This is a genomic window from Nocardia sp. NPDC004260, from assembly GCF_053603155.1.
The window spans coordinates 343,800-368,926 of sequence record NZ_JBSGEZ010000001.1; the positions used below are offsets into that span (position 1 = coordinate 343,800).

Here is a 25,127-nt window from a genome sequence, read left to right on the forward strand (position 1 = left end):
ATCAGGAACCCATCGTGACGCGTGGTGTGGCCTGAACAGTCTGGCCAACCCGCTCGACCAACAGAGCCATCTCGTAGCCGACCTGACCGATGTCACACGAAGTGTTGGTCAGCACAGCGAGATAGGAACCGTCGCCGACAGCCATGAGTAGCAGGTAACCGTGCTCCATCTCGACGACGGACTGCAGCACGGTGCCGCCCTCGAACAGGTTCGAGACGCCGACTGACAGGCTGGCCAGACCGGCCGTGACGGCCGAAAGCTGTTCGGCGCGGTCGACGGGCAGTTGGGCACTCGCGGCCATGAGCAGGCCGTCAGCCGAAACCAGGACAGCATGGGCTACGCCAGGAACCTCGTTGGCAAAGTTCGAAACCAGCCAATCCAGCTGACGATTCGTACCACCTAGATCGGGGTTCATCGGTCTCCTTTATCTCCGGTTAGGTTCATTGCTCTCATTGCGCGGCCATCCCGGACGCCCTGCTGGTGACGACTCAAGCTGGACCTGATCGTTTCTGGGTCGCGGCGCGGCGCCCGATCCGCCGAACCGCTGACGCCGCCGGGGACAAGCCTTCCGCCCGGATTGCGTTGCGGCAACCCCGCCGCCGTTTTCGTCTCCGGCTGCGCCTCGCTGGCCCGGCGAGCCGCTTGCCAACCCTCGTCACCCGGCGATTCGAAGGAGGCAGCCACCTGGGACCTATCCGTGTTGGGATCCGACAGCCACGCCGACATCATCTCGGCGAAGATCGGCGTTCCGCCCATCGACGCTCCCGACTCGTCCGCGGGCTGCAACCTGGTCTGGAAGAACGAGGCCGTCTTGGCCGGGTTGGACCGGAAGCTGTGCTTACCGGGATCGCGCCCCGGCGAGGCGGCGGGCTGCTCTGGGCTCGCGGCGTGCTGGCCACCGTGATCGCGCTGCGGCAGCGCGATACCCGGCGGCACGGGCTGGCGCTGCGGCGCTTGGGCGCCCGGCTGCCGCTGCGGCAGACCGGTCAGCCCGCTCTCGCGCTGCGGAAGGCTCGACGGCGCGGGCGGACGCTGCGGCAGACCGGTGGCCGGGCCCGCGTCCCGCTGCGGCAGACCGCTCGCCGTCGCATCGCGTTGCGGCAGACCGTTGCCGACGGCAGGCAGCGCGCCGGAGCCCGGATCCCGCTGCGGCAGACGGTGAGCACCGGCATCCCGCTGCGGCAGACCGTTGCCGGGTTCACGCTGCGGCAGACCGGTGGGCGCCGCATCGCGCTGCGGCAGGCCAGGCGTGGGCTGCCGCGATGGCAGGCCGGTGGCACCCGATTCACGCTGCGGCAGACCGGTAGCGCCCAGGTCACGCGACGGCAGACCCGTCGCGCCCGATTCACGCTGCGGCAGGCCGGTTGCACCTGGCTCACGCGACGGCAGGCCGATGGACGGTTCACGCGACGGCAGACCGGTAGCGCCCGGCTCACGCGACGGCAGACCCGTGGCACCCGGCTCACGCTGCGGCAGACCACCCGCCGCCGAATCACGCTGCGGCACACCGTTCGAACCCGGCTGCCGCTGCGGTAGGCCGGTGGCGCCCGGCTCACGCGACGGCAGACGCGTCACACCCGGCTCACGCTGCGGCAGACCACCCGCCGCCGAATCACGCTGCGGCAGGCCGCCAGATGCGGACTCACGCTGCGGCAGGCCACCCAAACCGGAGTCGCGCTGCGACAAGCCGCCCAAACCGGCGTCGCGCTGTGACAAACCACCCGCGGCCGACTCACGCTGCGGCAGACCGCCGGAGGCGGACTCACGCTGGGGTAGACCGCCCAAACCGGATTCCCGCTGCGGCATGCCCTTCGAAGCGTCTCGCGGCGGCACGCCGTTGGTACCCGGCTGGCGCTGCGGCAGACCGGCGCTCGGCTGCGGCACGCCGTTGGCGCCCGGCTGACGCACCGGTAGCTCGCCCGAGTTCGGCTCACGCGACGGCAGGCCGGTTCCGGACGACTCGGCGGGCCCACCGGGCTGGCGCGGCGGCGGACCGCCGGGGCTGAGGTTGCGCTTGGGCAGGCTGGCCGCGGCGAGCTTGCCACGCTGCGGACCACTCGGCGCGGGCTGCCCCGGCGCGGGCCGCAGACTCGTAGCCGACTCCTGGTTCTCCGAGCGCATACCGGACGACGTCATCGCCGAACCCGGCTGCCGCTGCGGCAGTCCACCCGGTCCGGTGGGGATCGGTCCGCTGGACGAAGCGGTGGGCTTGGCGCTCACGGCCGGAATCGGGCCGCTCACCCCGGGATCGACGGTGACCACGACATTGCCCCCAGGAGTCCGCTGGACGGCCCGCATCTGCATGGACGAAGGCGCCGACGGACGCTGTGGAGCGGCGGCCTGCGGCGAAGGCTGCGGGGTGACGGGCTGCCCCGCGCTCGGTTTGCCCGCGACGATGAGTCCGACGGGCACGTGCACGGTCACCGTCACGCCCGGATCGCGCGCGGTGTCGAAGGTCGGCCGCAGCCGCACGGTGAGACCGTGCCGCTCGGCGAGCCTGCCGACCACGAACAGACCCATGTGCCGGGCCGTGTCCGGCCCCGGCTCGGCGGTCTGCTCCAGACGGCGGTTGATATCTGCCATCTCGGCGGGCGGCATACCGATGCCGCGGTCGGCCACCTCGATGAGCAGTCCCTGATCGTGCGCCTGCGCGAACGTGAACTTGACGTCGGTCTCCGGCGGCGAGGCGCGCAGCGCGTTGTCGAGCAGCTCGGCGAACAGATGCGCGAGGTCGGAGGCGGCGGGTTCCTTCAGCGAACCGCGCGGCGTGGCTCCGAGCTTCACGCGCTCGTAGTCCTCCACCTCGGAGATCGCGGCGCGCAGCACGTCGGCGATCTCGACCGGGGCGGACTTGGCGCGGCGCTGCCTGGTGCCCGCGAGAATCAGCAGGTTATCGCCGTTACGGCGCATACGGGCGGCGAGATGGTCCAGCCGGAACAAGTTCTCCAGCAGGCGCGGGTCCTTCTCGTCGTACTCCATCGCCTCGATGAGCGTGAGCTGATGGTCGACGAGCGACTTCGACCGCCGCGCCAAGGTCTCGAACATGTCGTTGACCTGCGAACGCATCTTCGCCTGGTCACTCGCCAGGCGCAGCGCCTGGCCGTGGATGTCGTCGACCGCGCGCGCGAGCTGACCGATCTCCTCGGTGCTACGCACCGGCATCGGCTCCAGCGGCACCTCTTCCGGCGAGGCGCCGGTGCGGAGTTGGGCGACCTCGTGCGGCAGGTCGCTCTCGGCCACGCGCAGCGCGGCCAACCGCAGCCGGTGCAGCGGGACGATCATCGAACGGGCCACGAAGACCGCGAGCAGAAGCGCGGCGAGGATGGTCGCGATGACGACCGCGGTGTAGGTCCACGCGTCCCGCTGGGCGGTGGTCACCAGCGACTGCATCGCGGAGTCGATGTCCTTGGTCGCCTTGCCGACGACGTGCTCGTAGACCGCGAGGCTGTCGGTCAGCGACTTCTTCAGGTCACCGACCGGAAGCTGGCCCGCCTGCGACTGCGGGCTGGTCAACAGCGCGATCCTGGTGTCGATGCCGGCGCGCAGGTCGGCGATCGAGGTATCGCCGTCGGAGAAGCGATGCGCTAGCACGTTGAGCAGCGCGCGCTCGGTGTTGGAGGCGATCAGGAAGTTCTGGACGCCGGACTGCTGGGCGCGCAGCACCTCGGAAAAGCCAGCCAGCTCGCCGAGCAGCGTGGCACGGGTGTTGAGCGAGTCGACCAGCCGCAGTTTGGCCTCGTCCACCGCGGTGTCGCTGACCTGGCCGACCGTCGTCTCGACGATACGGACGCTGTCGCTGCGGACGCGGTCGATCAGCGCCAGGGTGTCCGACGGCGGGCCGGTGGAGACCGACTTGCCCTGGGCGCGCACGCCCTTGGCCTGGGTGAGCATGCTGTCGATGGCCGCGCGCGCGCCGGGCACCCGGTCGAGCTTGGTGACCGCCTTCTCGGCGTTGGCGATCGCCTTGTCCAGATCCGCGAGGTTCTGGTCGGTCACGACGGACTGGTTGGAACCCAGCGAGATCATCTGCGAGCCCGCGGTGGTGGCGGTCTGCGCGCTGAGCGCGGTGACCGATGGGATGGCGGCGACGTTCTCCGAGATGTCGGCGAGCCGGTTCGAGTCCGCGAACTCCGACGAGATCCTGGATACGCCGAGGCCGACCGCGACCGCCAGAGGCACGGCGAGCACCGCCGTCACCTTCCAGCGCAGATCCCAGTTGCCCAGCGCCCAGCGGCTACTGCCGGAGCTAGCGGCGTCACGCATCTCCCACTCACTTTCCAAACTGGCCTCTACCACGCGCCATCAACCGAACCTCCACAATCGCGTGCTTGGCTCGACAGGTGGAGCTGGCCGAGAGCTGCGGCTGGCCGAGAAATTGCGTCTACGACGGCCCAAATAAGTGACATCAGATTCTAACGGATCAATAACTTCTTGGGTGACGGGGCGTGATGTCGCGATCATTGACCTGCCAGTTCCAGGCAAAACCAAAGGTAGCGGCACCCACCCGGGCGTCGCGTGAAGTCTGCCACAATCAACCAGATCTATCGAGGCGGGCATCGAGGCGAGGCTAGGGAGTCACGGGGTTGAACGTGCGGCACGAGTACCGACCGGCCTACCAGACCAGCTTGGTGGATCCCGCCGAGTTCTGGGCCGGCGCGGCCGAAGCCATCGACTGGGACGTGCCGCCGACGCAGATCGTCGACAGCGGCGCCCGCCCGGTAGCCAGGTGGTTCTCCGGTGCCCGGCTCAACACCTCCTTCAACGCGCTCGACCGCCACGTCCACCCCACCACCCCCGATTCGCCGAGCCGCGCCGATCAGCCCGCACTGATATACGAGTCGGCTATGACCGACGCCACCGTTGTCTACACCTACGCCGAGCTGCTCGACGAGGTGTCGCGGTTCGCGGGGGTGATGGCGCGGCTGGGCGTCGCCGCAGGCGATCGCGTGGTGATCTACCTGCCGATGATCCCCGAAGCGGTGATCGCGATGCTGGCCTGCGCCCGCATCGGCGCGGTGCACTCGGTGGTGTTCGGCGGCTTCGCGGCCCCGGAGCTGGCCGCGCGCATCGATGACGCCGAGCCGGTGTTGATCATCACAGCGTCCGGTGGCCTGGAACCGGGCAAGCAGATCGAATACCCGCCCATCGTGCTGCGAGCGCTGGATCTCGCCGGGACGACCGCGCCGCGCACGGTGATCGTCAAACAGCGGCCGCAGTTCGACACGATCCACTTTCCCGCGCCGCAGCCCGCCACCGAGTACCTGCCGAGTTCGGCGGAGACCGTGGCCGCGCAGTGGCTCGACTGGGACGACGCCGTCCGCGACGCGCCGCGGGCCGACCCGGTGTCGGTCGCCGCGACCGATCCGCTCTACATCCTCTACACCTCCGGCACCACCGGGAAGCCGAAGGGCGTGGTCCGCGACAACGGCGGGCACGCGGTCGCCCTGGCCTGGTCGATGCGCAACATCTACGACGTCGACGCGGGCCAGGTGATGTGGGCCGCCTCCGACGTGGGCTGGGTGGTCGGGCACTCCTACATCGTCTACGCGCCGTTGTTGGTCGGAGCCACCACGCTGCTGTACGAAGGCAAGCCGGTCGGCACCCCGGACGCAGGCGCGTACTGGCGGGTGGTGGACAAGCACAAGGTCGACGTGCTGTTCACCGCCCCGACCGCGCTACGCGCCATCCGCAAGGCCGACCCCGAGGCCGAGCTGGCCCACCGCCACGACCTGTCCTCCCTGCGCGCGCTGTTCTGCGCGGGCGAGCGCCTGGACCCGGCCACCTACGCCTGGGCCGACGAAACCCTGCTCGCGGGCCGTTCGGACTGCCCGGTCGTGGATCACTGGTGGCAGACCGAGACCGGCTGGCCGGTCTGTGCGAACCCGCTCGGCCTCCAGCAGCTGCCGATCAAACCGGGCTCGGCCTCGGTACCGGTGCCCGGCTATCGACTACGCGTACTCGACTCCTCCGGCAACGCGGTGGCGCCGAACACCGAGGGCAACATCGTCATCGGCCTGCCGCTGCCGCCCGGCACGCTGACCGGCCTCTGGCGGGACGAGGCCCGGTACGAGCGCTCCTATCTCTCCGCGTATCCCGGCCACTACCTCACCGGCGACTCCGGCTACTTCGACGAGGACGGCTACCTGTACGTCCTCGGCCGCAGCGACGACGTGATCAACATGGCGGGGCACCGGCTTTCCGCCGGCAGCATCGAGGCGGCCATCGCGGGGCACGAGGCCGTCGCCGAATGCGCCGTCATCGGGCTGCCCGACGAACTCAAGGGGCACCGGCCGCTGGCGTACGTGGTGCTCAAGTCCGGCGTCGACATCGATCCCGACCGGCTGCGCGACGAACTGATCGAGCGGGTGCGCACCCACGTCGGCGCGATCGCCACGCTGCACGACGCCATCGTCGTGACCGCGCTGCCCAAGACCAGGTCCGGCAAGATCTTGCGCAAGACCATCCGGCAGATCACCTCCGGCGAGACTTTCGAGGTGCCCTCCACCATCGAGGATCCGGCGGTGCTGGTGGCGCTGGAGCAGCAGATCCGCACGGCGCGTCCCGAATGGCGGGACGCGGCGCACGTCACGGAGAACACCGACGACGTGGTGGCGCCGGACGTGGATCCGGTTGCGCCGTCCTGAGTTTGCGCACCGCCGTTAACGTCCTCAGAGTTTCCTCAGAGGATGTTCATGTCGGTGCCAGCAGTTCGAAATAGCCTCGAGACCGCCCGAAACCCCTCGATGATCTGGAGGCAGAGATATGAAACGTTCCGTAGGCCGCCCCGCCGTCGCCGCCGCGGCAGCAGGTGGAATCGCCACGGTCACGTTGCTACTGAGCCCCGCTATCGCCGCCGCGGGCCCGATGGAATACGCCGAGCCCCTGCTGACCTCGGACTGCTCGTTCGCTCAGGTCGACGCGGCCCTGCACGACAAGGCGCCGCAGCTGGCCGCGATGCTCGACGCGAATCCGAACCAGAAGGCCGAGTTGCAGCGCAAGTTCGACCAGCCGGTCGAGCAGCGTAGGGCCGAATTGCGGCGGGCCATCGACGAGAACCCGGACGCGGCGCGCCAGGCGGAGAACGACCCGCGGACCGCGCAGTTGCGCGACACCATCCGCGTCGTGGCGGAGACCTGCCACAACTACTGATCCCGCGGAAACACGGGTGACTCGCCGGGCATTTCCGTATTCCGGCGGGTCATCCCCGGGTTCCGGACGCGAGTCCGCGCGCCGACTCGCACGACCGAAGATTCACGGAGGCGGGGAGCAGAATGGACGACGTGACCTCGACCTCGAACCCGACGGTTCTCGTCGTCGACGACGACGAGGACGTGCTCGCCTCGGTCGAGCGCGGGCTGCGTTTGTCCGGCTTCCGAGTCCTGGTGGCCAGGGACGGCGCACAGGCGTTGCGCAGTGTGAACGAGAACGCGCCCGACGCCATCGTGCTGGATATGAACATGCCGGTGCTCGACGGCGCGGGCGTGGTGACCGCCTTGCGCGCGATGGGCAACGAGGTGCCGATCTGTGTGCTCAGCGCCCGCGCGTCGGTGGACGACCGCATCGCTGGGCTGGAGTCCGGCGCCGACGACTACCTGGTCAAACCATTCGTGCTGAAGGAACTGGTGGTCCGCATCAGGGCGCTGCTGCGCAGGCGGTCGGACGTACCAGCCCCCGCGACCCCGGGAGCGGTCACCATCGGCCCGCTCGAGGTGGACGTCGCCGGCTACCGCGCGCTGCTGCGCGGCCGCGAGATCGAGCTCACCAAGCGGGAATTCGAACTGCTGTCGACGCTGGCCAGGAACGTCGGAGTGGTGCTGAGCCGGGAACGGCTGCTGGAACTGGTGTGGGGCTACGACTTCGCCGCCGACACCAATGTGGTGGACGTCTTCGTCGGCTATCTGCGCCGTAAGCTCGAGGTGGACGGCACTCCCCGGCTGCTGCACACGATCCGCGGCGTCGGGTTCGTGCTGCGAGCGCCGAAATGACGGTGCCCGCCGCCGCACCGCCGAAAACCCGTCGGCGCCGATCGTTTTCGCTGCGCACCCGCGTCGCGGGCGCGGCAGCCGCAGGCGCGATCATCATCGTGACGCTGATCAGCCTGATCAGCATCCGCGCCATCGAGCGCAACAACGTGCGGCAATCCGACCAGCAACTCGACGTCGCGGCGCGAATCGTGCTGATCGAGCCGCAGATCGCCGTCCGGTTCATCAGCCTGACCGGCTTGAACAACAACATGGCGGTGACCGTCCGGGACAACGGCGAGGTGGTCGCGAGCACGCCCACCGAACTACCCGAGTTGCCGACCGGCTCCCGCACCGTGACGGTGGGCGGCACCCCCTACCGGATCCTGACCACCACCGAGAAGCAGCCCGCGGGCCGCGTGGTGGCACTCGGCATACCCGCCGCGGACGCGGCCGAGGCCACCGCCGAACAGCAACGATGGGTGCTCGGCGGCGCGCTGCTGGCCATCGCCGCCGCCGCCGGGCTCGGCTGGTTGCTCGCGGGCGCTGCGGTGCGCCCGATCGTCCGGCTCACCCGGCAAGTGGGCGCACGCAGCGCGTTTCCCGATCCGAGCAATCCGCAGGCGCCGGTGGAGGGCGCGGGCGTGCACGAGGCGGAGCAATTGGCCGACGCGGTGAACACCATGTTGCAGCGGGTGGACCAGGCGCAGGCGCAGACCGCCGCCGCACTGGAGACCGCCCGCGACTTCGCCGCCGTGTCCGCCCACGAACTGCGCACCCCGCTGACCGCGATGCGCACCGATCTCGAGGTACTGCGCACACTCGACCTGGACGAGTCGCAGCGGTCGGAGATTCTGAGCGACCTGCAACGCAGCCAGGGCCGGGTGGAGAGCACGCTCGCGGCGCTGGAGCGGCTGGCCACCGGCGACCTGACCAATGAGCGCGACCACGTCGCCACCGATGTCGGCGACCTGTGCGACCAAGCCGCGCACGACGCCATGCGGCACTTCCCCGGCCTGGTCGTGCGCATCGATTCCGACGCCGAGCTGGTCACCCGCGGCCTGCCCGCCGGGCTGCGGTTGGCGGTGGACAACGCGCTGGCCAACTCGGTCAAGCACGGCGGAGCGACCGAGGCCCTTGTCTCGGCGCACCGTGCGCCCGACGGCCACATCGTCATCTCGATCGATGACAACGGCCGCGGCATCCCGCCGCAGGAGCGCGAGGCCGTCTTCGACCGCTTCTTCCGCGGCAGCCAGGCGAGCAAGGGCGGCTCCGGGCTCGGTCTCGCTCTGGTCGCTCAGCAGGCCCAACTCCACGGCGGCCGGGCATATTTCGACGCGGGCACCCTCGGCGGCATCCGCTTGGTCCTGGACTTACCGGAGCGGTCGGCAACTTAGACAACTCTCAGAGAAACGCCAAGGGGGGCGCCATAACCCGCGTTTATGGTCTGCGGCGTGATCGGAAAACGCGCCCGCTGTGGCCTTCTCGTCGTCGCCCTCGTCGCAGCTGGAGCGCTCGGCGCCGGGCTCACCGCATGGACCGGGACGGATCGGGGGCCGACGGGGATCGCGCTGGTCAATGCCGATACCGGGCCGACCGGAGCGCGAGTGGTCACGGCGTTGCAGGACGCGGGCGGCTACGAATGGACCGCCGCGGCGGCGGGTGCGGCGAGCACCGACGACTACGCCGCGGTGATCACGCTGCCCGCCGACCTCACGGCGTCTATGGGCACTTTGGCCGGGCCCGAACCGAAGCGGGCCAAAGTCACCGTGGACACCAACGAACACGCCGACGCCGAATTGGTGCACGGCGCGGTGACCGCGGTGACGCACCGGATCGGCGCGGCAGGCGTCGACGCCGCGCTCACCGCTGTCGCGCAGGCCAGGTCGCAGATGTCGCAGGTGCAGTTCAGTGCCCAGCTGCTCAACGCGGGCGTCGAGGCGGCCGCCGCGGGAGCCGACCAGTTCAGCTCCGGCGCCGATCAGTTGCTCGGCTTCCTGGAGTTCGCGAAATCCGGATCGGCGCAACTCACTTCGGCCATCGCGTTGCTGAACTCCACCGTCGACGGCGCCGCCGCGCAAGCGGGCCGGCTCGCCGCGGCCCTCGATTCGACCGGCATCACGATCGCGCAGGTGGAACGAACGGCGAACACGGTGAGCGGCGGACTCGACCAGATCCTGCCGCTGCTGCGCGCGCTGCCGTTCGCGAGCGACCCGGCACTCGCCGACATCATCGGGAAGCTGGAAGCGCTGCGCGGCGTGTCCGCGCAGGCGGGATCCCAGCTGACCGGCCTCGGCTCGCTCGTCGGCGGCGCGGTCGACCCCGACACCGATCTCGGCACCCTGCTCCGCACCGTCGTCGACCGCCTGACCAGCGCGAGCGCGCAACTGTCCGAAGGCGCGAAACTCGCTGAGGGCCTACCGCAGCTCGCCGAACAGGGCGGCGCCCAACTGGTCGACGCCATCGGCCAGCTCACCGGCGGCGTGAGCCAGTTACAGAACATCGTGCGCAACCTGAGCACGCAAACCGACAAGGCGGTGGCCGCGCTGCCGCAACGCAGCGGCACCCAGCAAGCAGCGCTGGCAGCGGCCCTGACCGACCCGGTGGAGATCATCAGGAAGTAGATACGACGATGGCCCGTCTTCTTCTACAGAAGACGGGCCATACGCGAGCCATAAGCGGGCCGTGAACACGCGGCGCCGCAGGCGCCGCCAGATCAGTTAGCGTTCAGCAGGTCGATCACGAAGACCAGCGTCTTGCCGGACAGGGGGTGACCGCCGCCCGCCCCGCCGTAGGCCAGCTCCGGCGGGATGGTCAGCTGACGACGACCGCCGACCTTCATTCCGGGAATGCCGTCCTGCCAGCCCTGGATCAGGCCGCGCAGCGGGAAGGTGATGGACTCGCCGCGGTTCCACGACGAGTCGAACTCTTCGCCGGATTCGAATTCGACGCCCACGTAGTGCACTTCCACGGTGCCGCCGGGCACGGCTTCTTTGCCCTCGCCCTCGATGATGTCCTTGATCACCAGCTCGGTGGGCGCGGGCCCTGCCTGGAACTCGATCTCCGGTTTGGTCATTCGGCTATCCCCTTCGATAGATGATGGATGGATTTCGTCAACGATTATTGATCTCGCGGTAATCGCGAGCGCCGTAGCCGGTGTAGATCTGCCGGGGACGGCCGATCTTCAGCGGCTCGCTGTGCATTTCGCGCCAGTGCGCGATCCAGCCGGGGAGCCGGCCCATCGCGAACAGCACGGTGAACATGCGGGTCGGGAAGCCCATCGCCTTGTAGATGACGCCGGTGTAGAAGTCGACGTTCGGGTACAGGCGGCGCTCGATGAAGTAGTCGTCGGTGAGCGCGGCCTCTTCCAGGGCCTGGGCGATGTCGAACAGCTCGTCGTGGCCGCCGAGCTTGCTCAGGATGGCGTCGGCGTGCTTCTTGGCGATCGAGGCGCGCGGGTCGTAGTTGCGGTAGACGCGGTGACCGAAGCCCATGAGCTTCACCCCGTCTTCCTTGTTCTTGACCTTGCGGATGAACTCCTTGACGTCGCTGCCGCTGGCCTTGATGCCGTCGAGCATCTCCAGCACGGCCTGGTTCGCGCCGCCGTGCAGCGGGCCCCACAGCGCGTTGATGCCGCCGGACACCGAGGTGAACAGGTTGGCGTCGGACGAGCCGACCAGGCGCACGGTCGAGGTGGAGCAGTTCTGCTCGTGGTCGGCGTGCAGGATGAGCAGCATGTCCAGCGCCGCGGCGACCTCGGGGTCCACCTCGTAGGGCTCGGCCGGGAAGCCGAAGGTCATCCGCAGGAAGTTCTCCACCAGGCTCAGCGAGTTGTCCGGGTAGAGGAAGGGCTGGCCGACCGACTTCTTGTACGAGTAGGCCGCGATGGTGGGCAGCTTGGCCAGCAGCCGGATGGTGGACAGCTCGACCTGTTCGGGGTCGCGCGGGTCCAGCGAGTCCTGGTAGTAGGCCGACAGGGCGTTCACCGCCGAGGACAGCACCGGCATCGGGTGCGCGTTGCGCGGGAAGCCGTCGAAGAACCGCTTCAGGTCCTCGTGCAGCAGGGTGTGCCTGCGGATGCGGTCGGTGAAGCCCTCGAGCTGGGCCTGCGTGGGCAGCTCGCCGTAGATCAGCAGATAGCTGACCTCGATGAAGGTCGAGGCCGCCGCGAGCTGGTCGATCGGGTAGCCGCGGTAGCGCAGGATGCCGGCCTCACCGTCGATGTAGGTGATCGCCGACTTGGTCGGGGCGGTGTTCATGAAGCCCGGGTCGTACGTCACATACCCGGTGCTGGCCAGCAGCTTTCCCAGCTCGATCCCGTCGTTGCCCTCGGCGGCCCTGGTGACCGTCATCGGGAACTCGCCGCCGGGGTAGGAAAGGACCGGCTTGGCGTCGTCGTCGACGTTGATGATGTTCTCAGCGGGCACGGAAGGATCCCTCTCAGGCTAGAACCACAGGCACCGGCGCGGTGGCGCACGATGCGCTTGCCTCAACGCTAGCCGTTGGCCGACGCGGACAATACCGGAGGGTAGTCCTGCGGCGGCTCACAAACACGTCCCGGCGCGGTGAGGTCCGGTGGCTACCGCGAAACGCGGTCGCCAAGGGTTAGCACTGCACGTCACACGGCGATTTCGGCATGAGCGCGACCGACACGGTAACGAGTGAAGGCCGGAAACGCGACCGCCGCGATCAGCACACCCACCACCACGAGCGCACCGCCGCCCGCCGCGGCTACAGCGGTACCCAGGCTCGCTGCCGCGAAACCGTGGGCAACATCACCGATGCGCGGGCCGCCCGCGACCACCACGGTGAACACCCCTTGCAGCCGCCCGCGCAGCTCGTCGGTGGCCACCGTCTGCAGCATCGTGACGCGCAGCGCGGCCGAGACCATGTCCACCGCGCCGCCGAAGGCCGCGCACACCAAGGCAATCCACAGCCCGGCGCCGAGACCGAGACCGTGGCCGGTGAGCCCGACGGCGAGGCCGAAGCCGACCATGGCCAGCCCCCACAGTGCGATGCAGACCAGCACCGCGAAGCCCTGCCTGCGGATGCGCGGAATCCACCCGGAGAACACGCCGCCGAGCACCGCGCCCGCCGACATCGAAGCGAACAGCAGGCCCAGCGCGACGCCACCGGTCGCCGGGTCGCCGAAGGTCTCGTGCGCGATCTGCGGGAACAGCGCGCGCGGCATGCCGAACACCATGGCGATCACGTCCACCGCGAACGACGCCAGCAGCACCCGTTGCGTGGCGAGGTAGCCGAAACCGTCCAGCACGGTGCGGAACCCAGCGCGGCGCACCGTTCCGGTCGGCGGCAACTCGGGCAGCCGCCAGACCGCCCACAACGTGGCCAGCAGCGCGACCGCATCGATCAGGTAGAGCGTGGCGAGCCCGACGACGGGAATGAGCACCCCGGCCAGCACCGGTCCCGCGATGGCGCCGAATTGCATCACCGTCATGTTCAGCGAGTTCGCGGCGGCCAGTTGGCCTTCCGGCAACAGGCGGGGGATGGTGGCGCTGCGGGTGGGTTGGTTCACCGCGAAGAACGCCTGCTGCACGGCGAACAGGCCGAGCACGAGCCACACGTTGTCCGCCCCGGCCACCGCTTGCAACCAGAAGGCCAAGGCGGTGAGGCCGGTGCCCGAGTTGGTGATCAGCAGGAGCCTGCGCCGATCCAGCACGTCGGCGAGCGCGCCGCCCCACAGGCCGAACACGATCAGTGGCACCAAGCCGAACAGACCGGCCAGGCCGACGTAACCGGAACTGCCGGTGATCTGGAAGATCTGCTGCGGAACCGCGACCACGGACAACTGCGCGCCGATCATGGTGACGATGCCCGAGCTCCAGAGGCGTCGGAAGTCCGGATTGCGCAGCGGAGTGGTGTCGGCGAGCAGTTTCACCGCCGCAGCGTAATCAGTCCTCCCTTCCGGATCGACGCGAGAATTCTCACGCCGGCACTGGGAATAGGTCAGGGCTGCAAGCGCTCGACCGTGGTCCCCGCGTCCTGGATCCGCACCCGGATGCGGTTGTGCAGCCGGCCCCGCCGTCCCTGCCAGAACTCGACCTCGTCGGGACGGACCAGGAAACCGCCCCAGTGCGGCGGCACCGGGATCTCGTCGGTATCGGCGAATCGCGCGGTCGTCTCGGCCAGCGTGCGATCCAGTTCGGCCCGGGAGCCGATCGGCTGGGACTGGCGCGAGGCCCAGGCGCCCAGCTGCGAGTCGCGCGGCCGGGAACGCCAGTAGGCCACCGTCGTCTCGGCGGAAACCCGCTCGACCGCGCCGCGCAGGTGCACCTGTCTGCCCAGCGCGGGCCAGACGAAGGTGACCGCGGCATACGGGAGGGCGGTCAACTGAGCGCCCTTGGCGGAGTCGTAGTTCGTGTAGAAGATCACACCCTTCGGGGAGAGCCCTTTGCACAGCACCGTCCGCGCGACCGGCCGCGGCGTGCCGTCCGCCAGCGACACCGTGGCCAGCACCATCGCGTTGGGTTCGGCGATGCCGACCGCGGTGGCCTGTTCGATCCAATGTCGCAGCAGCGGCTCCCAGCCGCCGGCGAGCCAGGTCTCGTCCAAGTCGACGTCGTCGTTGCCGCCGTGCGGAAGGCCGCCGTAGTCGACCCGCATGGCCGCGAGATCCGATGAATTGTCCAGGTCACGCATGGGGCAGACGTTACTCCTCGGTAGCGGGGAGCTAAGGTTTTGATGATCGGCATGTGCTCGTCAAATCCGACACCTTCCCATCGACGAGAACATGCGACCCAAGTGCAAGGAGAGTCGCGACATGACTACCAGCCCCGCGGTTTCCGGTGGGCAGGCCACCGTTCCCAGCGATTTCGTCAGTGGCCTCGAGGGCGTGGTGGCTTTCACCACCGACATCGCCGAACCGGACAAGGACGGCGGCGCGCTGCGCTACCGCGGAGTCGACATCGAGAACCTGGTCGGGAGCCGGGTGACCTTCGGTGACGTGTGGGCGCTACTTGTCGACGGATCGTTCGGGCGCGGTCTACCGCCCGCCGAGCCGTTCCCGCTCCCGGTGCACACCGGTGACGTACGCGTCGACGTGCAGGCCGGGCTGGCCATGCTCGCGCCGATCTGGGGCTACCAGCCGCTGCTGGACATCGACGACGAGACCGCTCGCGAGAATCTGGCCCGCGCCTCGGTGATGGCCCTGTCCTACGTCGCGCAGTCGGCGCGCGGCATCTACCAGCCCGCGGTCCCGCAGAAGAAGATCGACGAGTGCACCACGGTCACCGAGCGCTTCATGACCCGCTGGAAGGGCGACCCGGACCCGCGCCACACCGAGGCCATCGACGCCTACTGGGTCTCCGCCGCCGAGCACGGCATGAACGCCTCCACCTTCACCGCCCGGGTGATCGCGTCTACCGGGGCGGACGTCGCGGCGGCGCTGTCCGGCGCGATCGGCGCCATGTCCGGCCCGCTGCACGGCGGCGCGCCCGCGCGCGTGCTGCCGATGATCGAAGAGGTCGAGCGCACCGGCGACGCGCGTGCGCTGGTCAAGGGCATCCTGGACCGCAAGGAGAAGCTGATGGGCTTCGGTCACCGGGTCTACCGGGCCGAGGACCCGCGCGCCCGCGTGCTGCGCGCCACCGCGAAGCGCCTGGCCGCGCCGCGCTACGAAGTCGCCGCTGCACTGGAGCAGGCCGCCCTGGCGGAGCTGCGCGAACGCCGTCCGGACCGCGCCATCGAGACCAACGTGGAGTTCTGGGCCGCGGTGATCCTGGACTTCGCCGAGGTGCCCGCGCACATGATGCCCGCCATGTTCACCTGCGGCCGCACCGCGGGCTGGTGCGCGCACATCCTGGAGCAGAAGCAGCTGGGCAAGTTGGTCCGCCCGGCGGCCATCTACACCGGCCCCTCCCCTCGCCGGCCCGAGGACGTCGAGGGCTGGGCCACGATCGCGCACACGTAACGCGACCACAGCGTCACGACCGCGAGCCGGACGTCACGGCGGAAGCTGTTGCCCCGCCGTCATGTCCGGCTCGCGTAGCATCCGGGAGGGGAAGCTAGAGGAACTAGAGGGATGCTGGACAAAGGAATATCGAGGCGGCGGATGCTCGGCGTCGGCGCCGCTCTGGCCGCAGGATTCGCCGCCACCGGGTGCGGCACCACACAGAACACGGCTCTCACGCAGGCGCGCGCGTCGGTCGCGCCCGGCGCCACCACCGGGATGCGGGCCGCTCCGGTCTCCGCGTCCCCGGACGCGGGCACACCGGTCGCCGTCGCCGCCAGGCACGCCGGGATCTCGCCGAAGCAATGGGGCGTCGAGCTGGCGGGAATCACAAGTACTTTCACCGCCGCGGGCAAACAGATGGCGCTCACTTTCGACGCCTGCGGCGGGACCGGCAACAACGACATCGACGAGTCGCTGGTGAACTTCCTGATCAGCGAGCGAATTCCGGCGACGTTGTTCCTCAACAAACGCTGGATCGATGCCAACCGCGCGCGGACCGCGCAGTTGGCGGCGAATCCGCTCTTCGAACTGGCCAATCACGGTGTGGCGCACAAACCGCTGTCGGTGAACGGCCGCGAAGCCTATGGCATCGCGGGAACCGCCTCGGCGCGGGAGGCGGCCGACGAAGTGTGGGCCAACCACGAGTTGCTCACCACGATCACCGGCAAGCCGCCGCGATTCTTCCGCGCGGGCACCGCGCATTACGACGACGTCGCGGTGTCCATCGTCAACGAATTGGGCGAAACCCCGGTCGGTTTCAGTATCAACGCCGATTTCGGCGCGACCGCGTCGGCCACCCGAGTGCAATCTGCGATGAATGCCGCCGCGCCCGGCGCTATTTCACTGGCCCATATGCATCGGCCGCGCTCCGGAACCGGAGCGGGGATGATCGCGGCGCTGCCGAAGCTTCGCGCCATGGGTTTCACCTTCGTGCACCTGTAGCCGCGCGACCGTATTCGCCAGAGGTTTACTCCTCGAGCGAGGCGACCCAGTCGACGGCGACCGTGTCGCCGCGGTCCACTTCGAAGAAGGCGACCTCCAGATGCCTGCCCAGGTCGACCAACCGGAGGGCGTGCAGCGGCACCGGCTGGACCAGCCGCACCCGCCACGGCTTGGGTTCGTCCCAGGCGCGCAGCTCGAGGTCCAGCCGCAGCACCGGATCGTCACGCCCGGAGTAGTCGGCCGCGACCGGCGCGGCGGCGAGCACGGTGGCGTCGGCGCGGCGGCCGTCGGCGAGGATCTTCGCGATGCTCGCCCGGCCCGCTTCTTCGAGGTCGGGCACGTACAGGACCAGGCGATCGCGGTCGCGCGGGTCCACCCGGCAGCACACCACGTCACCAGGCCGCATCCATTCCAGGTCCGCGTCCGGCATTCGCTGCCGCACCCGGCTCTCGTAGGGGAACTCGCCGGCCAGCTGCACGCGGACCCAGAACACGTGTCCCGGTTCGGTACGGCGCGGACGCACGCCGAGGATCGTCGCGGTTCCCGCTTCCCCGCGGATCAACAACTCCCGCCGCATCGCGTCCGAGACCGTCGCGCCGCGCAGGCGGAAATTCCGCGCCCGCCGGCGCAGGCGCCACCCCGAGTTAGCTGACGGCATGCTCATGGGCGCTTACGTTAGCCGGAGTGTGGGCGTCGCCACAGCGATACCACCGACTACCCTGTTGGCCATGACCTCTGCGTTTCCGACCATTCCCGACGACCTCAAGCCCGCCGACGGACGGTTCGGCTGCGGCCCCTCCAAGGTGCGCCCGGAGCAGCTGCAGTCGCTGGTGAACGTCGGCGCCTCGGTGTTCGGAACCTCGCATCGGCAGAAGCCGGTCAAGGACGTGGTGGCGCGCGTCCGCTCCGGCTTGCGCGAGCTGTTCGGCCTGCCGGAGGGCTACGAGGTGGTGCTCGGCAACGGCGGCACCACCGCTTTCTGGGACGCGGCGGCGTTCGGCCTGGTCCGGGAGCGTTCGCTGCACCTGACCAACGGTGAGTTCAGCTCGAAGTTCGCCGCTGTCACCAAGGGCAACCCGTTCATCGGCGACCCGATCGTGGTCTCGGCGGAGCCGGGCAGCGCGCCGGAGCCGGTGTCGGACCCGTCGGCGGACCTGATCGGCTGGGCGCACAATGAGACCTCCACCGGCGTCTCCATTCCGGTGCGGCGTCCCGCGGGCTCGGACCACGCGCTCATCGCCATCGACGCCACCTCCGGCGCGGGCGGCCTCCCGGTGACCATCACCGACGCCGACGTCTACTACTTCGCACCGCAGAAATGCTTCGCCTCCGACGGTGGCCTGTGGGTCGCGCTGATGAGCCCCGCCGCGCTGGCGCGGGTCGAGGAGATCAAGGCGTCGGGCCGCTGGACGCCCGATTTCCTGTCGCTGCCGATCGCGATCGACAACAGCACCAAGGATCAGACCTACAACACCCCCGCCTTGGGCACCCTGCTGCTGTTCGCCGACCAGATCGAGTGGCTCAACAACAACGGCGGTCTGGACTGGGCGGTCAAGCGCACGCTCGACTCCTCCTCACGCCTGTACTCCTGGGCGGAGTCGAGCGAATACGCCACCCCGTACGTCACGGACCCGGCGCACCGCTCGCAGGTGGTCGGCACCATCGACTTCGCCGACACGGTCGACGCGGCCGCGGTCGCGAAGATCCTGCGCGCCAACGGCATCGTGGACACCGAGCCCTACCGCAAGCTGGGCCGCAACCAGCTGCGTATCGGCATGTTCCCGGCGATCGATCCGGACGACGTCAGCCAGCTGACCCGCGCCATCGATTGGGTCGTGCAGAATCTCGGCTGAGCGCCGCCTATTTCGGTCCGGAGTACGCAACACGCCCGGGATCGACACGCCGCGGAATTAGCCATAGCGGAACGAACAGAGCAGATTAGCGGGGCACGGACGTCTCCGAGGAGATTTCCGTGCCGCGTGTCCTGCCCCATGAATCTCAGATGTGCACTACTGTTTCGGAAAGTGGGCGGTGTCGCGAGTCGACGCGATAAGGAGGTAACGGTGCGTGAACTTCGAGTGATCGGGGTGACGCCCGACTCCACGCACATCGTGTGTATCGACACCGAGTCCGGTCAGAAGTTCCGGCTGCCCGCCGACGACAAACTGCGAGCCGCCGCGCGCGGAGACCTTGCCCGATTCGGCCAGATCGAGATCGAAATGGAAGCAACTATGCGTCCCCGCGATATCCAGGCCCGTATTCGAGCAGGGGCCTCAGTGGAACAGGTCACCGAAGAATCCGGAATGCCGGCCAGTCGCGTCGAGCGATTCGCCTATCCGGTTCTGCTGGAGCGAGCCCGCGCCGCCGAGCTCGCCCAGAAGGCCCACCCGGTCCGTCCCGACGGTCCCGCCGTCGACATCCTCATCGATGTGGTCACCGCCGCGTTCACCGCGCGCGGGCACAACATCGAGGGCGCCGAATGGGACGCATGGAAGGACGAGAAGGGCTACTGGGTCGCCCAGTTGCAGTGGCAGAACGGACGATCCGAGATCGCCGCGCACTGGCGCTACCAGCCCGACGCCCATGGGGGTTCGGTTTCTCCGCTCGACGACCCGGCCTCCGATTTGATCGATCCGGATTTCGGCCGCGCGCTGCGCGGACTGGCCACGATCGTGCCTCCGGAACCCGAGCCCGCGCCGCCGCAGCCGGAGCCGGTGGCCGAACCGCGTCCCGCCCCGGCCGCACCGCCCGCGCGCACCGCGAGCCGACAGAGCCAGCCGACGCTGGACGAGTACTACGAACAGCGGGCCGTCGCGGCCGGTGGCAGCGCCGCCGCGATCCCGCCGGGCAACGCGCCGGCGCCCGCCGCGGCCACGCCTCCCGCGGCCGCCGCCAACGCGACGCCTACCGCCGGTGCCGTCGCGCCACCGGCCGCCACCGTGGACACCCCCGCGCCGACGCCCCCCGCGCCCCCCGCGCCCGAGGAGCCCGCGAAGCCCGCGGCCAAGGCTCCGGCGAAGCCGACGCGCAGCAAGCGCGGCAAGGCCCCGATGCCGTCCTGGGAGGACGTACTGCTCGGGGTACGCAGCTCGGGTCACTGACCGCAGCCCGTCCTCGCAAGTCTTCGTTGTGCCGATCGGGGCACGGTAGCGACGCGTGCGCGCGCGAAATCAGCGGTCACGAACCGGTGTTCACAGTGCGAAGCCGCACCGACGCCGGTGCGAGGCGAGTAAATTTCGGTGTGGTCGACAACGGGCCTCAGCGCTGGAACAACGTCACCGCAGCAGTGCGGCGAGCGGGCGCGTTGCGCGTTGCTCGAAGTTCGCGGAGCCCATTCGTGCGACTATCGGGAGGTGCCGGAATGCTGTCCAAGGCTTGGTCGCTCTGGTACGTCGACGCACCGGACCCCCTGACGGTACTGCGCGCGAACCACAACCCGGACCCCCAAGCCGCACTGGCACTGGCGAAGCAACTGCACCAGGACCGCGACGTGCGGCCGATCGTGGCAGGCACGCTGGCTGGTTGCGCGGGCCCGGCGATCGACGAGGTCTGCATCGGCTGCTTTCCGGGCGTGACGGTGCTGTGCTCGGCCCAGGCCGCGCGCATCCACCCGACCGAGATCCCGGAGTTGCTGGTACGCCCGCTGGCCTCGGAACACACCTATCTGGTGTCGTTCGACGTCGAGCACGGCTGGGGGGCGTTCGCTCACTGGGAGCGCGGCGAGTTCCGCAGGTCGTTCAGCTCGACCCGGGTATACATCTTGGAGGACGAGGGACTTCCGCTGGTATGGGAGCGGTCCTACTGGGCCGGCGAGCATCCGGTGCGCTGGCGCGCGGGCGAGCTGCCCGATCCCCAGTCGCTGCCGTTCGATCCGCCCGACTTCGCCGACGCGGCCAACAACGAATGGCTCGGCTTCCACTACCGCGGGGCCGCCGCATCCGGCGCGCTCGGCCCGGCGGACATACCTATCTGCAAGTTCGCACTGCACCCGAAGGGCAAGTTGCCCACCTCGGGGCTGCGCGGCCCAGGCGATGGCGGGGCGCACACGACCTCGCGCAAGCGCGGCCTGTTCGGCTGGCTGCGCGGACACGACCCCGTCGGTTAGCCGCGCGCCCCGCGGTCCGGCCTCGTCAACCGAACAGTCCACCCAGCAGCAACACGACCCATCCGAGCAGCACGCCCGCCGCGCCGCCTCCGATCACCCACCGTGTCACCGGTGCGAAACGCCAACGCCATACGGTGGGCGCGGCGCCGCCGGCCGCGACCAGATTCACCGCCACCGCGAGTAACGGATGCACTTCGGCCAGCGCGGCCCCGAAGGCATACACCGCGACCGCCGACAGCAGCGCCACCAGGAACGCCACGGCCAGGCCCGCACCCCAGGGCGTCGGGTCCTGGTAGGACGGATACGGCCGGTACGGTCCGGTCACGCCGTCCGCACCCGCTCGTAGAACGCCATCGCGGCCGCGGTCGCCACATTCAGCGAATCGGTGCCCGGCGTCATCGGGATACGCGCGCGAACGTCGGTGGCCCGCATGGCCTCCTCCGTCAGTCCCGGCCCCTCGGCTCCGAGCAACAACGCCACCCGCTCCCCCGTCATCGCCGCGGCCAGATTCGCCGCCGCGGGGTCGGGCGTGAGGGCGATGATCTGGAATCCCTTGCGCCGCAGTATATCCAGACCATCCGGCCAACTCGGCACGGACGCGAACGGCACGCGCAGCACATGTCCCATCGATACCCGGACGGCGCGGCGGTACAGCGGGTCGGCGCAGCGGTCGCCGAACAGGATCGCGTCGGCGCCGAGCCCGGCGGCGTTGCGGAACATGGCGCCGAGATTCTCGTGGTCGTTGACGCCTTCGAGCACCGCGACCGTGCGCGCCTTCTCGATCACCTCGTCCAGGCCGAGATCGGTGGGGTGGCGAGCGACGGCCAGCACGCCGCGGTTGAGGTGGAATCCGACCACCTCGGCCATCACCTCGGCGGTGGCGCGATAGTACGGCACGTCGACGGTCACCAAGTCGTCGGCGAGTTCGGCGCGCCTGCGCTCCACTCCGAGCAGGGCGGTCGGCGCGAAACGCGAATCGAGCATGCGCTGGACCACCACGACGCCCTCGGCGATCACCAGTCCTTTGCGCCCGGGTAGATCGGGCCTGCGATCGGCCGACTTGAGATCGCGGAAGTCGTCGACCCGTGGGTCGGCGGGGTCATCGATGTCGATCACTTCGGCCACCGCTCCATCCTGCCGGGCCGCCGCGGCCGGGTCCGAATCGGTGTTCGCCGCGCGGTCGCGGACGGCGAAAATGCGGTGCGGGCAGGTACGCGGGCGTGGGATGGTCGAGGCATGACCCTGCCGGGAATCACCATTCGGTCGGCCACCGCGGACGACGCGGCCGCGATCACGACGCTGGTCGAGACCTCGTTCGGCACCCGCTACGATCCGGCCGAGGTGGACCCGAATCCGCTGCTGTTCCCACCGGAGAACTCGATCGTCGCGGTCGAGGGCGGAGAGGTCGTCGGGCACACGCAGTCCACCACCATGACGGTGACCGTGCCCGGCGAGCGGACCGTGCGGGTGTGCGGCATCGCGGGCGTCGGCGTCGCACCGACGCACCGGCGGCGCGGCATCCTCCGCGCCATGTACATCGAACTGCATCGGCGCGTCGAGGCCGACGGCTTGCCGCTGACCATGTTCACCGCGAGCGAGGGCGGCATCTACGGCCGGTTCGGTTACGGTCCCGCGACACGGGAGAACGCGGTGAGCATCGAGCGGCGCTTCGCCGAATTCCTCCCCTCGGCACCCGACCCCGGCGGTGTGACGCTGCGCCCGCCGGGCGAGCTGCGCGCGACGGCGGAGGCGATCTACGACCGGTGGCGCAGGCTGGTGCCCGGCGCGCAGGTACGTCCTGCGGCGGCCTGGGACATCGTGTTCGATGATCCGCAACGCTACCGGGAGGGCGGCACCACCCTGTTCGGACTCCTGCACGCCGATGGCTACGCGCTGTATCGGTACCACTCGGACGGCAGGGCACGGACGGTGGAAGTCGCCGAGATGCGGACGGTCACGGCCGAGGCACACGCGGCCCTGTGGCGGGCCCTGCTCGGACTCGATCTGGTGCGACGGGTGGATGCCGTGCTCACCGACCACGACCCGCTGCCCTATCTGCTGACCGATCCTCGCTTGGTGCGCACCACCGCCCGCTACGACGGGCTGTGGCTGCGCCTGATGGACGTCCCGGCGGCACTGACAGCACGGGCTTACGCGAGCGACTTGGACGTGACGCTCGAGGTGGCCGATCCCTTCCGGAACGCGGGCGGCACGTTCGCACTGCGCGTGCGGAACGGAGCGGCCGAATGCGAGCCGACCGATCGCGCGGCCGATATCGAACTCGGCATCGACGTGCTCGGCAGCATGTATCTCGGCGCGTATCCCGCGCGAGTGTTCGCCGCGGCGAACCGGTTGCGGGCGAAAGACGCCGCGCGGCTGCGCGCCTTCGACGACGCCTTCCGCGCGGAGCGGGACGCGATGCTGGGTTGGTTCTTCTGACGACGCGCGGCGGGCCGCGGACTGGCATGCTGGTCTCATGAAGCCGATTCAGTTGATCCTCAACATCCTGTGGCTCGTCTTCGCTGGATTCTGGCTGGCGCTCGGCTACATCGCGGCGGGGATCATCTGCTTCATCCTGATCATCACGATTCCCTTCGGCATCGCGTCGTTCCGGATCGCCGCCTACGTGCTGTGGCCGTTCGGCCGGACCACCGTGGAGAAGCCCGGCGCGGGCGCGGGCTCGCTGATCGGCAACATCATCTGGTTCATCGTCGCGGGGTGGTGGCTCGCGCTCGGGCATCTGCTCACCAGCATTCCGCTGTTCCTCTCGATCATCGGCATTCCGTTCGGCTGGGCGAACCTGAAGTTCATACCGATCTCGCTGTTCCCCCTGGGGCGGGAGATCGTGGACAGCGATCGGCCGTTCGGCGCGCGATAGCCCGGTCCACCGCGGTTTCGACAGCTCGACGCCGTGGCAGACGAGCTGCGCCATGTCGCGACGACACTGTGATCCGCATCACAGTGTGTTAACGAAATCACACCTCCGTGCGAAGGTTAGCTAGAAGGTAACTGATTTATTTCCAGTGCCACAGCGTCCCCAGCGGACGCCGAGCCGACCGCACGGGAGGGCTCCACCATGACCGACCGAACCGCCCGCCGGGCCGACTCGGACACCGCGCCACTCGCGCCGATCGCGGTGACTCTGGGAGTGCTGCTGCTGATCGGCGCGGCCACCCAGCTCACTCGCCTGCCCCGATGGGCCGACGACTACGGAGTTCTGGTCTATCCGGCCTTCGTCCTGTGCCTGACCATCGCGGGCGGCCTGCTGTGGTGGGGCGCCGGAATCATCCGCGCCAAGCGCTGATCCGAGCCTTCGGCGGCGTATGCGACGAACTCCGTTGCGGCCGTGGCGCTACTCGGATTCCGCGACGATCTGCTTCATGATCGCCACGGCACGGGTGAGCACGACGAGTTGGTCCTCGGTGAGCGTCGACAGCTGCTCGGTCATCCATGCCTCGCGGGCGCTGGCTTCGTCGGCGATGAGCGCGCGCCCCGCCGGGGACAGCGAGACGATGATCTGACGGCCATCGGTCGGATGCGGATTGCGCTCGACCAGATCGAGGTCGGTGAGCGACGCGATGACGCGGGTCATCGACGGGGGCTGGACGCGTTCCTTGGCGGCGAGTGCCCCCGGGGTCATCGCGCCCTCGCGAGCCAGCGTGGCGAGCGCGGAGAGTTGAGTCAGCGAAATCTGCGAGTCGGCACGACGGCCGCGCAGGTGTCGCGTCAGTCGAACGACCGCCAGCGAGAGCTCACCAGCAAGGGCTCTGACATCCGATGGCGTTGTCACAGTGGCAAACGATACGGGACCGAGGGCGGCCGGTCGCGGCTTCCCGCCATGGTGCGGCCACCTCGTCTTCGCGCGGGCGGCGGACTCCTCCCGGCCGGGCCGATTAGGCTCGAGCCGTGACACAAAAAGTCCCGCAGCTTCCGCCGCGCCTGACCGACCCGCGCCCCGTGCTCGCGGTCGGCAGCGCGCTGTGGCTGATCGCCACCGTGGTGGTGTGGGCAGGCGGCGACCGGTGGGCGTCAGCCCGTCCGGTCTGCCTGATGGGCCTGGTGGTCGGACTGATCGGACTGGTCATCTATCTGGTTCAGCGCCGCGGCGCGCGGCGCGGGGACAAGGGCGCGCAGACGGGCTTGTAGC

24 protein-coding genes are annotated in these 25,127 nt (G+C 69.4%); 14 read left to right on the top strand and 10 right to left on the bottom strand.

The window, feature by feature from the left end:
* Nucleotide 1: 1 nt before the first annotated feature.
* Both ACWEO7_RS01325 and ACWEO7_RS01330 read right to left on the bottom strand, forming a co-directional pair.
* The gene (locus ACWEO7_RS01325) at nucleotides 2-415 is read right to left on the bottom strand and encodes a roadblock/LC7 domain-containing protein (protein WP_011207200.1); all 414 of its coding nucleotides are present in this window, start codon (nucleotides 413-415) and stop codon (nucleotides 2-4) included.
* Nucleotides 412-4,263 (bottom strand): ATP-binding protein, encoded by a 3,852-nt coding sequence (locus ACWEO7_RS01330; RefSeq protein ID WP_452419991.1) that lies wholly within the window; start codon nucleotides 4,261-4,263, stop codon nucleotides 412-414. Before ACWEO7_RS01330 ends, ACWEO7_RS01325 begins: the two co-directional genes overlap by 4 nt.
* A gap of 320 nt (nucleotides 4,264-4,583) precedes the next feature.
* Here ACWEO7_RS01330 and ACWEO7_RS01335 point away from each other — a divergent pair, with 320 nt between their 5' ends.
* From ACWEO7_RS01335 to ACWEO7_RS01355, 5 genes are all read left to right on the top strand, one after another.
* Entirely contained in the window at nucleotides 4,584-6,644 is a 2,061-nt protein-coding gene (locus tag ACWEO7_RS01335) for an AMP-binding protein (protein WP_452419992.1), read from the top strand.
* A 118-nt stretch (nucleotides 6,645-6,762) separates the two neighbouring features.
* On the top strand, nucleotides 6,763-7,149 hold the full coding sequence (locus tag ACWEO7_RS01340; protein WP_355074921.1) for a hemophore-related protein: 387 nt from the start codon (nucleotides 6,763-6,765) through the stop codon (nucleotides 7,147-7,149).
* A 122-nt stretch (nucleotides 7,150-7,271) separates the two neighbouring features.
* A complete protein-coding gene (locus tag ACWEO7_RS01345) occupies nucleotides 7,272-7,985 on the top strand; it encodes a response regulator transcription factor (protein WP_452419993.1) in 714 nt (237 codons plus the stop codon).
* Complete coding sequence (locus tag ACWEO7_RS01350) at nucleotides 7,982-9,358, top strand: sensor histidine kinase (protein ID WP_452419994.1); 1,377 nt, start codon at nucleotides 7,982-7,984, stop codon at nucleotides 9,356-9,358. The genes ACWEO7_RS01345 and ACWEO7_RS01350 overlap by 4 nt, the downstream gene beginning before the upstream one ends.
* 57 nt (nucleotides 9,359-9,415) lie before the next feature.
* Complete coding sequence (locus ACWEO7_RS01355) at nucleotides 9,416-10,585, top strand: hypothetical protein (RefSeq protein ID WP_452419995.1); 1,170 nt, start codon at nucleotides 9,416-9,418, stop codon at nucleotides 10,583-10,585.
* Nucleotides 10,586-10,677: 92 nt separating this feature from the next.
* On the opposite strand, the gene ACWEO7_RS01360 is transcribed toward ACWEO7_RS01355, so the two are convergent.
* From ACWEO7_RS01360 to pdxH, 4 genes are all read right to left on the bottom strand, one after another.
* On the bottom strand, nucleotides 10,678-11,037 hold the full coding sequence (locus tag ACWEO7_RS01360; RefSeq protein ID WP_355074928.1) for an FKBP-type peptidyl-prolyl cis-trans isomerase: 360 nt from the start codon (nucleotides 11,035-11,037) through the stop codon (nucleotides 10,678-10,680).
* 37 nt (nucleotides 11,038-11,074) lie between these two features.
* Entirely contained in the window at nucleotides 11,075-12,388 is a 1,314-nt protein-coding gene (locus ACWEO7_RS01365; protein WP_452419996.1) for a citrate synthase, read from the bottom strand.
* A 191-nt stretch (nucleotides 12,389-12,579) separates the two neighbouring features.
* Nucleotides 12,580-13,860 carry an MFS transporter gene (locus tag ACWEO7_RS01370; RefSeq protein WP_452419997.1) on the bottom strand — a complete coding sequence of 427 codons (1,281 nt, stop codon included), beginning with the start codon at nucleotides 13,858-13,860 and terminating at the stop codon, nucleotides 12,580-12,582.
* A 68-nt stretch (nucleotides 13,861-13,928) separates the two neighbouring features.
* Complete coding sequence (pdxH, locus tag ACWEO7_RS01375) at nucleotides 13,929-14,621, bottom strand: pyridoxamine 5'-phosphate oxidase (protein ID WP_452419998.1); 693 nt, start codon at nucleotides 14,619-14,621, stop codon at nucleotides 13,929-13,931.
* A 121-nt stretch (nucleotides 14,622-14,742) separates the two neighbouring features.
* Between pdxH and ACWEO7_RS01380 the strand changes: the two genes are divergently transcribed.
* Nucleotides 14,743-15,891, top strand: coding sequence for a citrate synthase 2 (locus ACWEO7_RS01380; RefSeq protein ID WP_364424977.1), 1,149 nt, complete (start codon nucleotides 14,743-14,745; stop codon nucleotides 15,889-15,891).
* Between the two features lie 111 nt (nucleotides 15,892-16,002).
* A complete protein-coding gene (locus ACWEO7_RS01385; RefSeq protein WP_452419999.1) occupies nucleotides 16,003-16,875 on the top strand; it encodes a polysaccharide deacetylase family protein in 873 nt (290 codons plus the stop codon).
* Between the two features lie 25 nt (nucleotides 16,876-16,900).
* Here ACWEO7_RS01385 and ACWEO7_RS01390 read toward each other — a convergent pair whose 3' ends face one another.
* Nucleotides 16,901-17,539, bottom strand: coding sequence for a hypothetical protein (locus ACWEO7_RS01390; protein ID WP_452420000.1), 639 nt, complete (start codon nucleotides 17,537-17,539; stop codon nucleotides 16,901-16,903).
* 64 nt (nucleotides 17,540-17,603) lie between these two features.
* Here ACWEO7_RS01390 and serC point away from each other — a divergent pair, with 64 nt between their 5' ends.
* From serC to ACWEO7_RS01405, 3 genes are all read left to right on the top strand, one after another.
* Nucleotides 17,604-18,728, top strand: a complete 1,125-nt coding sequence (gene serC / locus ACWEO7_RS01395; RefSeq protein ID WP_452420001.1) for a phosphoserine transaminase — start codon at nucleotides 17,604-17,606, stop codon at nucleotides 18,726-18,728.
* 210 nt (nucleotides 18,729-18,938) lie between these two features.
* Nucleotides 18,939-19,976: a septation protein SepH gene (gene sepH, locus ACWEO7_RS01400; protein WP_452420002.1), complete on the top strand. Its 1,038-nt coding sequence runs from the start codon at nucleotides 18,939-18,941 to the stop codon at nucleotides 19,974-19,976.
* A gap of 260 nt (nucleotides 19,977-20,236) precedes the next feature.
* Nucleotides 20,237-20,980 (top strand): DUF6928 family protein, encoded by a 744-nt coding sequence (locus ACWEO7_RS01405; RefSeq protein WP_452420003.1) that lies wholly within the window; start codon nucleotides 20,237-20,239, stop codon nucleotides 20,978-20,980.
* A 25-nt stretch (nucleotides 20,981-21,005) separates the two neighbouring features.
* On the opposite strand, the gene ACWEO7_RS01410 is transcribed toward ACWEO7_RS01405, so the two are convergent.
* Nucleotides 21,006-21,305 (bottom strand): DUF2537 domain-containing protein, encoded by a 300-nt coding sequence (locus tag ACWEO7_RS01410; protein ID WP_452420004.1) that lies wholly within the window; start codon nucleotides 21,303-21,305, stop codon nucleotides 21,006-21,008.
* The gene (locus tag ACWEO7_RS01415; protein ID WP_452420005.1) at nucleotides 21,302-22,105 is read right to left on the bottom strand and encodes a TrmH family RNA methyltransferase; all 804 of its coding nucleotides are present in this window, start codon (nucleotides 22,103-22,105) and stop codon (nucleotides 21,302-21,304) included. Before ACWEO7_RS01415 ends, ACWEO7_RS01410 begins: the two co-directional genes overlap by 4 nt.
* A 111-nt stretch (nucleotides 22,106-22,216) precedes the next feature.
* Here ACWEO7_RS01415 and ACWEO7_RS01420 point away from each other — a divergent pair, with 111 nt between their 5' ends.
* From ACWEO7_RS01420 to ACWEO7_RS01430, 3 genes are all read left to right on the top strand, one after another.
* Nucleotides 22,217-23,419, top strand: a complete 1,203-nt coding sequence (locus ACWEO7_RS01420) for a GNAT family N-acetyltransferase (protein ID WP_452420006.1) — start codon at nucleotides 22,217-22,219, stop codon at nucleotides 23,417-23,419.
* A 37-nt stretch (nucleotides 23,420-23,456) separates the two neighbouring features.
* Nucleotides 23,457-23,858, top strand: coding sequence for a YccF domain-containing protein (locus tag ACWEO7_RS01425; protein ID WP_452420007.1), 402 nt, complete (start codon nucleotides 23,457-23,459; stop codon nucleotides 23,856-23,858).
* 198 nt (nucleotides 23,859-24,056) lie between these two features.
* On the top strand, nucleotides 24,057-24,284 hold the full coding sequence (locus ACWEO7_RS01430) for a hypothetical protein (RefSeq protein ID WP_450022335.1): 228 nt from the start codon (nucleotides 24,057-24,059) through the stop codon (nucleotides 24,282-24,284).
* A gap of 48 nt (nucleotides 24,285-24,332) precedes the next feature.
* Here the strand turns inward: ACWEO7_RS01430 and ACWEO7_RS01435 are convergent, their stop codons facing one another.
* Nucleotides 24,333-24,770: a MarR family winged helix-turn-helix transcriptional regulator gene (locus ACWEO7_RS01435; RefSeq protein ID WP_355074955.1), complete on the bottom strand. Its 438-nt coding sequence runs from the start codon at nucleotides 24,768-24,770 to the stop codon at nucleotides 24,333-24,335.
* A 116-nt stretch (nucleotides 24,771-24,886) separates the two neighbouring features.
* Between ACWEO7_RS01435 and ACWEO7_RS01440 the strand changes: the two genes are divergently transcribed.
* Complete coding sequence (locus ACWEO7_RS01440; RefSeq protein ID WP_379250503.1) at nucleotides 24,887-25,126, top strand: DUF2530 domain-containing protein; 240 nt, start codon at nucleotides 24,887-24,889, stop codon at nucleotides 25,124-25,126.
* Nucleotide 25,127 lies beyond the last annotated feature (1 nt).

Excerpts from the sequence above, each read along its gene's own strand:
- ACWEO7_RS01420 (WP_452420006.1), top strand. The coding sequence starts at position 22,217 with ATGACCCTGCCGGGAATCACCATTCGGTCGGCCACCGCGGACGACGCG.
- ACWEO7_RS01405 (WP_452420003.1), top strand. The coding sequence starts at position 20,237 with ATGCTGTCCAAGGCTTGGTCGCTCTGGTACGTCGACGCACCGGACCCC.
- ACWEO7_RS01425 (WP_452420007.1), top strand. The coding sequence starts at position 23,457 with ATGAAGCCGATTCAGTTGATCCTCAACATCCTGTGGCTCGTCTTCGCT.
- serC (WP_452420001.1), top strand. The coding sequence starts at position 17,604 with ATGACCTCTGCGTTTCCGACCATTCCCGACGACCTCAAGCCCGCCGAC.
- ACWEO7_RS01360 (WP_355074928.1), bottom strand. The coding sequence starts at position 11,037 with ATGACCAAACCGGAGATCGAGTTCCAGGCAGGGCCCGCGCCCACCGAG.
- pdxH (WP_452419998.1), bottom strand. The coding sequence starts at position 14,621 with ATGCGTGACCTGGACAATTCATCGGATCTCGCGGCCATGCGGGTCGAC.
- ACWEO7_RS01350 (WP_452419994.1), top strand. The coding sequence starts at position 7,982 with ATGACGGTGCCCGCCGCCGCACCGCCGAAAACCCGTCGGCGCCGATCG.
- ACWEO7_RS01390 (WP_452420000.1), bottom strand. The coding sequence starts at position 17,539 with ATGAGCATGCCGTCAGCTAACTCGGGGTGGCGCCTGCGCCGGCGGGCG.
- ACWEO7_RS01385 (WP_452419999.1), top strand. The coding sequence starts at position 16,003 with ATGCTGGACAAAGGAATATCGAGGCGGCGGATGCTCGGCGTCGGCGCC.
- ACWEO7_RS01380 (WP_364424977.1), top strand. The coding sequence starts at position 14,743 with ATGACTACCAGCCCCGCGGTTTCCGGTGGGCAGGCCACCGTTCCCAGC.
- ACWEO7_RS01345 (WP_452419993.1), top strand. The coding sequence starts at position 7,272 with ATGGACGACGTGACCTCGACCTCGAACCCGACGGTTCTCGTCGTCGAC.
- ACWEO7_RS01430 (WP_450022335.1), top strand. The coding sequence starts at position 24,057 with ATGACCGACCGAACCGCCCGCCGGGCCGACTCGGACACCGCGCCACTC.
- ACWEO7_RS01330 (WP_452419991.1), bottom strand. The coding sequence starts at position 4,263 with ATGCGTGACGCCGCTAGCTCCGGCAGTAGCCGCTGGGCGCTGGGCAAC.
- ACWEO7_RS01340 (WP_355074921.1), top strand. The coding sequence starts at position 6,763 with ATGAAACGTTCCGTAGGCCGCCCCGCCGTCGCCGCCGCGGCAGCAGGT.
- ACWEO7_RS01325 (WP_011207200.1), bottom strand. The coding sequence starts at position 415 with ATGAACCCCGATCTAGGTGGTACGAATCGTCAGCTGGATTGGCTGGTT.